General features: G+C 40.7%; 9 protein-coding genes. 6 read left to right on the forward strand and 3 right to left on the reverse strand.

All coding sequences use genetic code 11. The features are described 5' to 3' along the window. Window positions 1–12: 12 nt before the first annotated feature. Window positions 13–1,953 (reverse strand): DNA primase, encoded by a 1,941-nt coding sequence (gene dnaG / locus HWE15_RS12360; RefSeq protein ID WP_290507851.1) that lies wholly within the window; start codon window positions 1,951–1,953, stop codon window positions 13–15. 153 nt (window positions 1,954–2,106) lie between these two features. Here dnaG and HWE15_RS12365 point away from each other — a divergent pair, with 153 nt between their 5' ends. The 6 genes from HWE15_RS12365 to HWE15_RS12390 all read left to right on the forward strand — a co-directional run bounded on the left by HWE15_RS12365 (window position 2,107) and on the right by HWE15_RS12390 (window position 9,549). Next, entirely contained in the window at window positions 2,107–3,201 is a 1,095-nt protein-coding gene (locus tag HWE15_RS12365; protein WP_290507852.1) for an Mrp/NBP35 family ATP-binding protein, read from the forward strand. Window positions 3,202–3,204: 3 nt separating this feature from the next. After that, the gene (locus HWE15_RS12370; protein WP_290507853.1) at window positions 3,205–3,453 is read left to right on the forward strand and encodes a NifU family protein; all 249 of its coding nucleotides are present in this window, start codon (window positions 3,205–3,207) and stop codon (window positions 3,451–3,453) included. A gap of 13 nt (window positions 3,454–3,466) precedes the next feature. After that, window positions 3,467–6,541 (forward strand): choice-of-anchor J domain-containing protein, encoded by a 3,075-nt coding sequence (locus HWE15_RS12375; RefSeq protein ID WP_290507854.1) that lies wholly within the window; start codon window positions 3,467–3,469, stop codon window positions 6,539–6,541. Window positions 6,542–6,679: 138 nt separating this feature from the next. Next, on the forward strand, window positions 6,680–7,420 hold the full coding sequence (locus HWE15_RS12380) for a PASTA domain-containing protein (protein ID WP_290507855.1): 741 nt from the start codon (window positions 6,680–6,682) through the stop codon (window positions 7,418–7,420). A 4-nt stretch (window positions 7,421–7,424) separates the two neighbouring features. Continuing rightward, window positions 7,425–9,251 (forward strand): T9SS type A sorting domain-containing protein, encoded by a 1,827-nt coding sequence (locus HWE15_RS12385; protein ID WP_290507856.1) that lies wholly within the window; start codon window positions 7,425–7,427, stop codon window positions 9,249–9,251. Window position 9,252: 1 nt separating this feature from the next. Continuing rightward, on the forward strand, window positions 9,253–9,549 hold the full coding sequence (locus HWE15_RS12390) for a rhodanese-like domain-containing protein (protein ID WP_290507857.1): 297 nt from the start codon (window positions 9,253–9,255) through the stop codon (window positions 9,547–9,549). 36 nt (window positions 9,550–9,585) lie between these two features. On the opposite strand, the gene HWE15_RS12395 is transcribed toward HWE15_RS12390, so the two are convergent. Further along, the gene (locus tag HWE15_RS12395; protein WP_290507858.1) at window positions 9,586–10,692 is read right to left on the reverse strand and encodes a site-2 protease family protein; all 1,107 of its coding nucleotides are present in this window, start codon (window positions 10,690–10,692) and stop codon (window positions 9,586–9,588) included. Next, a complete protein-coding gene (locus HWE15_RS12400; protein ID WP_290507859.1) occupies window positions 10,685–11,314 on the reverse strand; it encodes an HAD family phosphatase in 630 nt (209 codons plus the stop codon). The genes HWE15_RS12395 and HWE15_RS12400 overlap by 8 nt, the downstream gene beginning before the upstream one ends. Between the last annotated feature and the right edge of the window lie 304 nt (window positions 11,315–11,618).

The raw sequence follows: 11,618 nt of genomic DNA on the forward strand, positions 1-11,618 counted from the left end.
ATAAAGTTTGGTTTATCCAATAACAATTCCCAGTTCCCGGTCTATTTCCATCTGAACCTGCTTTAACCCCAAAAATATTTCCTGTAACTCCAGGATTTGCTCCTCAGAAAGCTTTTCGCCTTCAGCATTTTTGATTTTTTGAATCGCTTCTTCCATCATTCGACGAACAAACTTTCGTTTAAGTCGAAGTATGGATTTGTAGCTGGTCAGCGATAAATCATCTTCTTCACGCGGGATAAGAATTTGGAATTTTTCAGTCCAATGTACAGAGGCCTCCCTTCTTGGAGTAATCAGGTCAATCACTTCATCCCGGATTTCCCGATCAGAACCACCCAAGAAATAATCGGAATCGACGATAACTCCTTGGTTTAATTGATCCCGAAAAATCTTCAAAATTTTAGCATAAAGCGGGTTTTCAATGGATAATTCTTCCGTTTCTGCTAATAAATATTGGCAGAGATTCATATCCTCATTTCCAAGCTGCTGCAAACCATAATTCAAAAGAAGCCGAATCAATTCCCGCTCCTGGAGACGAAGCGCCTCACTAATAGAAAAAGCTTGCTTTTCTACAGATAAAAAATCTTCAACTGGAGCTGCATCAATTGGTTGTTCTTGGGATTTTTTGAACTGCTCTCGCTGATCTTTTAAAAGGATTTTATTGACTTCTGCATAAACGATCCCTTCCTCAATATCCAGGAGTCCTGAAGCTTCTTTGGCATAGACGGATCGAATAATCGGATCGGGAATTTTCGCAATACTTTGAACAACTTCCCGAATTACTTCAGCCTTCCGAATAGGGTCCCGAACGAATTCTTCCTTATATAGATTGATTTTGAAACCTATAAAATCACAGGCATTTTCTTCCAAATAGGATTTAAAAGCCTCAGACCCTACTTTTCGAGAATAGCTATCAGGGTCTTCCCCATCTGGGAATACTACCGCTTTAACAGTAAGTCCTCCTTCCAATAACAAGTCAATCCCTCTCAAGGAGGCTTTGATTCCCGCTGCGTCCCCATCGTAAAGGACTGTGACTTGATCTGTGAATCGCTTAATAAGCTTGATTTGACCTTCTGTCAAAGAAGTCCCTGAAGAGGCAACCACATTTTCAATCCCAGAAAGATGCATGGATATCACATCCGTATAACCCTCTACGAGATAGCAATTATCCTTGTCCCGGATGGCTTTTTTAGCCTGAAACATCCCGTACAACACATCACTTTTATGGTAGACAGGGGTTTCAGGGGAGTTGATGTATTTGGGTTGATTTTTATCCTTGGTGAGAATTCGGGCCCCAAAGGCGATGGGCTTACCACTGATATTATGGATAGTGAAAATTACCCGATTTCGAAATCGATCATACCTACGGGAAGGGTCACCTTCTTTTTCCAAAATAAGCCCTGCTTTCAGGAGAATCTCATCTTGAAAACCAGCTTTTTTTGCGGCATTTAGCAAATTATCCCAACCCTCCAAGGCATAACCCAGATCGAACTTTTCAATAATGGCAGGTGAAAAGCCTCTTTCTTTAAAATAGCTTAAACCAATAGCTCTACCCTCTTCAGATTGAAGATTTTTGACGAAAAAATCCCGAGCAAATCCCAGAGCGATTAAAAGACTTTCACGCTCATTTTGAGCCTGCTCCTGTTCCGGTGTTTGGGTTTCATCTTCTTCTATCTCGATCCCATATTTTCCAGCAAGATGCCGGACAGCTTCTTGAAAGCCTATCCCTTCAATATCCATAATAAATTGGATGGGATCTCCAGCCTTCCCACAACCAAAGCACTTATAGATTTGCTTAGCAGGTGAAACTGAAAAAGAAGGTGTTTTTTCTCCATGGAAAGGACAGCAAGCCCAAAGGTTTTGCCCCTTTTTCTTCAATGGAACATAGTCGGAGATGACCTCCTCGATATCCATTCTTTCTTTGACTTTGTCGGTTGTATGCTTGCTAATTCCCATAGGTCGATTCAGAACAAAGTTAACTCGGAGCTTGGAATTGATAACTTTTTGAAAGAACTATTTACCAAAGTAGTGAGTTAAATCATCGATAAATTGCTGTGAGCTTTCTGAAAGCCGTTTCTAGAGACTATCTTGCAGCCAAATTACAAATTCATGCAACTTTCCAAAGAAGCACTATTAAAAACACTTTCCAGAGTTCAGGATCCGGACCTCAAGCGAGATTTGGTGAGCTTGGGAATGATTCAAAACATTCATATCGAAGATCAAAGAGTGAGTTTCGATGTTGTATTAACTACTCCTGCTTGTCCACTTAAGGAAGTTATTAAAAACAATTGTATTGAAGCATTGGAAGAGGATTTTGGGAAAGGATATGATTGGAACCTCAACATGACCTCTCAAGTCACGACTGTTCGAAATGCCACCCCTATCCTTCCCCAGGTAAAGAATATTATCGCGATTGCTTCTGGAAAAGGAGGTGTTGGAAAGTCTACCACAGCTGTCAACCTTGCTGTTGCCTTGGCAGAATCAGGCGCCAAAGTGGGATTAATTGATGCAGATATTTCTGGCCCATCCATTCCTACAATGTTCAATGTGGAAGGAGAACAGCCTGCTGTGAAACGGGAAGGGGATAAAAACGTGATTATCCCAATTGAGCAGTACGGAGTAAAAATGATTTCTATTGGTTTTTTGACACCTACGGATTCAGCCGTTGTTTGGAGAGGCCCGATGGCAAGTTCTGCCCTTCGTCAATTTATTTCAGATGTCAATTGGGGTGAATTGGACTACCTTTTGATAGACTTACCGCCAGGAACTTCTGATATTCACTTGACCATGGTACAAACTGTCCCTGTAACGGGTGCTGTAATCGTCACCACTCCTCAAAAAGTGGCCTTAGCAGACGCTACAAAAGGTCTTTCCATGTTTAATCAGCCACAAATTAATGTTCCCGTTTTAGGTGTTGTAGAAAATATGGCTTACTTTACACCGGAAGAATTGCCTGATCACAAGTACTATCTTTTCGGTAAAGAAGGTGGTAAACGACTAGCCGAAAAATATCAGGTTCCGTTCTTAGGAGAAATTCCAATTGTTCAAAGTATTCGTGAAAGTGGAGATACTGGGTATCCGGCAGTCCTGAAAAACGGTCCGACTCGAAAAGCGTATACTGAATTGGCAGAATCGGTTGCCCGTCAGGTGGCCATTCGGAATGCCTCTCAACAAAAGACTGAAATTGTAGAAATAAAAGCATAAAAAATGCAAGCTGAATTAAGAGATCAAATTGAATTTGCACTTGATGCGATTCGCCCCTATTTAGAGGCGGATGGTGGGAATGTCCGTATCGTCGAACTTACTGATGACATGGTGCTAAAAATCGAAATGACTGGTTCTTGCAGTTCATGCCCAATGTCTTCCATGACTCTCAAAGCAGGGGTAGAGGAAGCTATAAAACGGGCGATTCCCGAAATTGTCAGGGTGGAAGCCGTCAATCTTACCGTGGCTTAACCTTCCCTGATTAATGAATAGAATCCCTTTTTTTTCGAAGGCTTTTCTGCTCCTTTTTGGAGCAATTTTTTCTTTCCATCAGGCCTTTGGCCAGCAGTTCACCATTGTTCCCCTGGAAGAGACTCAATCCTTTGGTTCTTATAAAACTTCACATCAACACAATGAAAAATGTGGACATGGAGTCATTGAACAGCTTTTGGTTAAGGAAATGGGATTCTTCGGTACCAGGGACTTCTTTGAGGATTGGATTGACCAAAAAATTGAAGCCCAACGGAATCAGCCTCAAATTTTAGCCAAAACCCTGGAAGAAAAAAGACTGATTCCAGTGGTTGTACATGTTGTTCATAATGGAACTCCTGAAGGAGAAGGAGCTAATATTCCTTTTTCTCAAATTGAAAACCAAATTAGGATTCTAAATGAAGACTTTAATCGCTTAAACCCGGATGCTGATCGTACACCTACTGAATTTCTTCCTGTTGCGGCTTCGGCTAATATCGAATTTGTTTTAGCAAAACAGGACCCCAATGGTCTTCCTACGAATGGAGTGGTTCGGATTGAAGGTCCGAATTCTTCGTATCTACCTGATGATGCAACCATCATTGGCCAACTTACGCAATGGGATCCAGAAGAATACTTAAATATCTGGGTGGTGCCACTTGCCCAACCATACATTGGGTATGCCTCCTTTCCTATTTCGGATTTACCCGGATTGAATTTCTCCCCTGCACCGGCGATTATAGATGGGGTGACTATTGATTACCGATTTTTTGGGACCGGAGGAAATGCCATTTCTGCCTCTTTAGGAAGAACTGCTACTCATGAAGTGGGTCATTACTTTGGACTACGCCATATTTGGGGTGATGGGGGTTGTGGTGTAGATGACTTTGTCGATGACACCCCTCTTCAGGATAATTCCAACTCCATTTGCAACAGTAATCCTGTTCGATTCAGCTGCGACTCCAATGATATGATCCAAAATTTCATGGATTATACACCGGATGCCTGTATGAATTTATTCACCTTAGGCCAGGTAGAACGATTTGATGTAGTATTAGCAAATAGCCCTAGAAGAACAACACTTGTCAATAATCGGGCAACCCAGGAGCCGGTTTTATTTGATAGAGACTTAGCAATTACCAGAATCTTTGAACCGGGGGAATTCACCTGTGACTCCAATGTAAACCCAAGTATTGAAGTAAAAAATGCGGGTTTACAAACCATCAGTTCAGCTCGTATTCGCTTATCCTTGAATGGACAGTCTATTCAAACCAAAGACTTTAATCTTAATCTTGAAACAGCGGAAGCTTCAATTCTTTCATTTGATTCCTTTGAACTGGTTGGATCAGAAAATGAAGTTGTATTCGAAATTTTACTCGTCAACAACTCTTCGGATGAAAATCCAGAAAACAACAGACTGACTTCCAACCCATTAGTCCAAACAGCAGTAAGTTTACCATTAAGTTTAGATCTTAGCAACATCCCAAATTCTTGGACCATCAAAAATCCCGATGAGTCTATTTCATGGGAAACAACCCAACTAAGCATCTCGGGACAAACAGAAGATTTGATTTATATCCGAAACTATGAGTATGATGCATCCGGCGAATTGGATTACTTCATTTCTCCGGTACTTGATTTGAGTAGCTATCCAAATGCACAATTGGTTTTTGAGATGGCCCATGCCCCTTATAATCAACAGGGATTTCAAGATGATTTGATCGTGGCTATTTCTTCAGATTGTGGAAATACCTTCGAAATTGCTGAAGCCACTTATCAGAAATCAGGTACTTCTTTAGCTACTGCTTCTGCTACATTGGAGGAATTTATCCCATCCACTAATTCCCAGTTCCGTACGGAATTAGTTAACCTAGAACCCTTTGCTGATTTAGGAAAAATCCGGATTGCCTTTATCAATTTGAATGCATTCGGAAACAACATTTATTTGAAAAATATCAGGATTTTAGAGTCAGAGGAGTTTCAGTATAGCCTGAAAATGGAGGAATTGATTACGCCTTTTCCAATTTCCGATGGCCGCTATCAAAACGAACGAATTTCTGTTACGAATACAGGAAATCTCCCTGTATCAAACTTTGTATTCGTAAAAAGTGTAAATGGAAGTAGCCCTCAAGCGTTTTTAGCAAGTGGAGAACCAGTTCCTCCAGGAGAAACTTTTACTCTTACAGGAGGAAATAGCACCAGCACTGGTAAAAACAGACTGGACTATTCTGTCATCCTTCCCAATTTTGACCAAAACGAGGGGAATGAAAGTGAACTTCGAAGATATATCATTGAAGCTACTGAGCGAAGCCTAGTTCCTTGGAGACAAAATTTTGATGTGGCTTCTTCAAGTGAAGACTGGAGAAGTATCAATCCAGAAAATGATACCGGTTCATGGACTTCCGTACCTGTCACAGGTTCACGATCTGGAAATAGTAGCACCGTCGAAAATCCAATCGCAGGAAGATCCTATTGGTTAGGCTCTCCGGTTTTCGATCTTTCCAAAAACAGGCAGGCCTCTTTGTTTTTCGATTATGCGGCAGGCACCGTAGCTGAGGGGACAAAGCTTGAAGTAGTAGCAAGCGATGATGCTGGTGAGAGTTACCAAATCGTATGGGAAGCTACCGGAAATGAGCTAACGACCGTAAATGGTATTCCTAATCCAAACAATCCAGGTGATTTTGAACGAGTATATGTCAACTTAACGGATTACGCAGGGGACCGAAAAAATGACGTTCGCTTGGCCGTTGTATTAAAAGCTGGTGAAGGAGAAAACGCTCCTGTATACCTAGATAATTTAGAACTATTCCTTAGTGCCAACCCTAATCCTGTTATTCCGGGAGATGGAGAGGCATTAATCTATCCAAACCCTGCAACTGAATATTTTAATATCGCATTTAACTTACCTCAATATGAGGATGTTACAATTCAGATAATTTCGTCAACAGGGATGATCGTTCATGAAGTTAGCTATGCCCAAACTTTGAACCAGACCTATACTTTCCCACGAGACATTTTCTCTCCGGGTCTTTATTTAGTAAGGATGGTCAGTCCATCTCTTCAAGAAATTCAACGGGTATTCCTTAAATAATTTAAAATCGAGCCGAATTTGCTATTTCGGCTTATTTTTTGCCAAATTACTTGCGTTAAAGCTAGCTTCTTTGTCGGGATTAAAATTCCCGATTATCTTTAACGTTTTATAAAAAATCAAAATAGACTCCCGAATTCCTTGAAAAAGATTCTAATAAACCTCTTGTTGATTTTTGGAGCATCGCTCCTACTTGGATTTGTTTTTTTGAAAATCTACTTACCGACCTACACCAATCATGGGGAAACGGTTTCTGTTCCGGACCTATCAGGCTACACATTTGATGAGGCGATCAACATACTTGAGAAATCGGGATTGAACTATGAGGTTTCGTTAGATTCTGGCTATAGTACCGATGAAAAGGCTTTGGCAGTTTTAAAACAAATTCCACCCGCCAGTGAGCAAGTTAAAAATGGTCGAAAGATTTACTTGACCTTAAATGCCCGCAATGCTCCTATGATCAAACTCCCCAATTTGGTCAACATGCCTTTAAAAAATGTGCAGGAAATTTTGGCTAACTTAGGCTTGGAGCGAGGAGAAATCATCTACGTTCCGGACATTGGTATCAATGTGGTCTTGGAGCAACAGTATCGAGGCCAAACAGTTACAGAAGGATTTGAAATTCCGAAAGGAGAAAAAATAGATCTAGTAGTTGGAGATGGATTGGGTAATCAAATTTTAAGCGTTCCGAATTTCGTAGGAATGGATGAAATTGATGCTGAATTTCTGATTTTGGGATCTGGTTTAAGAATGGGGGAAAAAGTTTATTTTAGAAATGACACAATACCTCCGGGACATGTATTCAGACAAGCCCCTCCTGCCGAAACTCAAGTTAAAACAGGGGAAATGATTGATCTCTGGATATCGGCTCAAGAAAACTAATCGTATGGGAAAATGGGCCCACATATTTTTATGGAGCATCGTTATGACTCTAGTATCCACGGGAGTTCATGCTCAGTTAGTTGAATTTGGCCCTATTCCAAAAATAAAAATCAAGGAGCAACACCTTTCTCAACTTAACAGCAGAATTTTAAATCAAAATCAACTGCCTTTTTGGGATGATTTTTCAGAAGGAATGGACACCCTTAAATGGGAATTCTCCGGAAGCACCTACAGTAGCAGCATGGGAAATCATGCGCCCTCTTATGGTGTGGTCGTTTTAGATGGAGTAGACGAAACTGGCCGACCTTATTCCCGGGATATTCGAGAGCAAGGAGCCGGCGACTACCTCACATCTAAACCATTTGATCTAACTGGACTAGATTCCGATCATGATGAAACTTTGTTTCTAAGTTTCTTTTGGCAAGCAGGAGGAAAAGCAGAAATGCCAGATGAGGGAGACGCATTAATTCTTCAATTTTTAAGTGTTGATAGCGTCTGGACTGATGTATGGTCTATTAAAGGCGGAATTGATCGAGACCGGACGACATTTACGCAGGAAATTCTTCCCGTATCCACGGAATTCCAACATGACCATTTCCAATTTCGGTTTGTAAATGAGGGCAGGCTATCTGGGCCTTTCGACACTTGGTTGGTTGATTATGTCTATTTGAATACGGATAGAGATGCGAGTGACTTCTTCTATTTGGATAGGGCCTTAACCAGAAATAATTTTCTCTTAGCTGGCGACTATGCTGCTCTTCCCTTAGCATTTTATGAGGATTTGGATCCAAGCGATTTGCTTCCAATTTCGAATGAATTCGTAAACCTTGAGAATCGATTCCGGGCTATGGAATATTCGATTTTATTGGCTAACGAATCAGCAAATTCTACAGCAGTAAATCTTAACACTCCTTTCAACCCTGTACCAAATGCACAGGAAAGAAGAGGTTTCGAAAGCAACGCAATTACCACTCTACCTGAAATCAGCCAGGAAACTGATCTTGAAATATTAACCTATTTGACTACCGGCGACAAAAATTATTTTGAGGTGGTAAATGGAGATACTACCAATTTTGAAAGCATTAATTATCGGGTTAATGATACGGTTCGGAGTTACTTTCCGGTTCGGGATTACTTCGCCTATGATTTGGGTAGTGCAGATTATGCTGCTGGTATTAATCAGCGATCCGGATTTCTTGCTGTCAAATTTGAAACCGAGCGTCCTGTTTTCCTAACCGGAATTTCGATTGATTTCACCAATCCTGCTCAAGCTGACCAACCTATAGATATTCTAGTTTGGAATGATTTGGAAGCTAATCCATTGTACAAAGAAGAAACATTGATCCCTTTAAAAGAAGAAGGTGAGTCACTGCTATTCTTCCCGATTGATACTAATATTCGGGTTCAAGGAGAGTTTTTTGTAGGCTTTGCCCAGTTTAGTAATGATTTCGTGTACGTAGGATTAAATAAAGAAAACGACCAAGCGGATAAGATTTTTTACAATGTAAATGGAGCTTGGGCACAGAATGAAGAAGTTAGGGGCTCCTTGATCATTCGACCGCATGTAAGTATTGCACCACCTTTTTCAGAAGCGGAGCAAGGACCCGAGAATTTAAGTTATTTCCCAAACCCTGTTGATGATTATTTACATCTTCAAGGGGACTTTGTGGAACTTCAGGTTTTTGATTCTTTTGGGCGAGAGATTTTCCCCGAGCGAATCCAAGATCCTCAAGGAGAAATCATTAACTTTATGAAACAAATCCCTGGGATCTATGTCATTAACCTGATCACTCCCCAAGGGCCAAAATCAATTCGAATCTTAGTGAAGTAAAATGGAAGATATCAACGTAAAAGAACTGAAAGATCGCCTAGAAAAGGGAGACAAATTCGTATTCTTGGACGTACGCGAAGAATGGGAATATGAAGACGATAATCTAGGTGCTATTAATATCCCTTTGGGAGAACTGCCCCATCGTTTGGATGAACTGGAAGACAAAAAGGATCAAGAAATCATCATCCATTGCAGAAGTGGAGCCCGAAGCGGGAATGCGAAAAAATTTCTTGAAAGCAAGGGCTATGAAAAGGTCCGAAATGTCTTAGGCGGCATCTTAGCTTACAGAGAATTGTAAAGAAATAGTAAACCCGGAGAACTCTGGGTTTTTTATTTACTTGAAAATAAACGGCTGTGGCGAAAAGCAGAGTACGAAAATCAATATTGCCAGCCAACCAATCATTTTTCGTTTGAAGTCCAAGGGCTTATATCCTGAGACTTCAGGATGACGAGTCCCCATTATTCTACCAAGCAAGAAAGCGAATAGAAGCCAACCTTGATACCCTTGCCAAGTGGGCTGAATAAACACAATCGCATATTGAACAGCAGCAATTCCCAAAGCAAGGGTAAGCTTGTTTTGGACGGAAAGTCCAGATTTGTGGTAACTGATATATAAAAACCCTACATACAAAGGAATTCGAAAAAACAACTCATTTGCCGGATGGTAAGGACTAATCACACCCAATCCAGCATACATCAAGAAAGCCGAAAATGTAACCAGAGAAATCTGTCGATGATGCTTAGGAAATAAACCGAAAATCACATGTCCTCCATCCAGTTGGCCAATTGGCAATAAATTCAAGGCTGTAAAAAACAATGCTAAATAGCCAGCAAAAAGAAAGGGATAATGGATAATTTCTGACATCTCCGGCATTTTTTCTGGGTCAGCCAGATTTTCACTCATGTACCAAAAAAGTAGATTTTGACCTAGTTCAAAATCAATGGCATCTTCATACCCTTGAAAATCAGGATCAGCATACTCTGGATGAATTTCCAAGATGTAATCTGAAGGAGGAAGATTAGTAAACCCATAAGTCAATACTCCAATAGCAACCACAAAACCGGCAAGAGGACCCGCCACTCCAATATCAAAGAATTTTTTCCTTGAGTTCACGAATCCTTTCATCCGGATAATTGCCCCAAGTGTACCGATTGATGGTGCTCCTATAAAACCAAACCATGCCGGAATAAAGAAAGGCAAGGAGCATTTAACCTTATGATAAATTGAGGTAAAAAGATGACCTAACTCATGAACTAGCAGAATTCCGATAAAAGGAATCGAATAGGCAAAGGATTTTACAAAATATTCCCAGGTCAAGGCATTTTCACCGGATACCATGATTGACTTTCCATAGATCCATTCTGCCCCAGCCAAAGTAGCCGCCAAAAGGGTCAAAATGAAAAAAATCCCGTGCCTTAAATATTCTTTTGGACTATACATCTTTTAAAAAGTCAAAAATAACTTCGGGGCTGGTAACTTGTATTGCCTGTATTCCAAGCGATGCAGCACCCTCCACATTCTCTTTAAGATCATCAAAAAATACTACTCGTTCGGGGGCTGTTCCCAAATCGGTCAACATCTTTTCATAGATTCCAGTCTCCGGCTTAGCTAACCCCATTTCATGACTTAGAAAAACCCAATCAAAAACCGGATCAAAATTTGCCAATCCATGATCCCGCATCAAAATATCATTGACGGCATGAATGTGAATCAAATTTGTATTACTCAACACTCCAACTTGGTATTGCTGTCTAACTCTCTTCACCAAGGAGAGCCGTTCGGCGGGAATCGTTCCCAAAAGTGAATTCCAAAAGAAATCCACCTGATCATCCGTCCAATTCTGTTGAAAATAAGCTCGGACTTCATCACGGAATGTAGTGGAATCGATCTGCCCTCTTTCATATTTTTTATGGAAATCGGTGCGGTAAAAATCAGTCAAAAGGTGATGATACTCAGATGGAAGATGTTGACGGATAAGGGAAAGGGATCTATCATAGTCAATATCGATGATCACATTCCCAAGATCAAAGATCAAAAAGTCTGCATCGGGTGTTTTTTTCATCCAGTAGTTTGGTTGTGAATATCCTTTCAAATATGTAACATTGCAGTCCCAAAACCAAGATTAAATATCAATAGCTTTATTTAATTGAGGTTTTGACACCATCTCCCGATAAGGATCTGGAACTTGGTATAGAGACTCTACCCCTCCTCATCTATTGGAAGAGAGAGCCGAGAAAAAAATGACAATTTGGGCTCCCGATAACCATCGGGACCAGTTGATAGAGCTTCTGACTCTTCCGATTCATTGGGACAGGAGGTCGCTGAAGAAAAATGATAATTTGGGCCTATAGCTCAGTTGGTTAGAG

The sequence above is a fragment of the Algoriphagus sp. genome (assembly GCF_013373065.1).
Classification (GTDB): domain Bacteria; phylum Bacteroidota; class Bacteroidia; order Cytophagales; family Cyclobacteriaceae; genus Algoriphagus.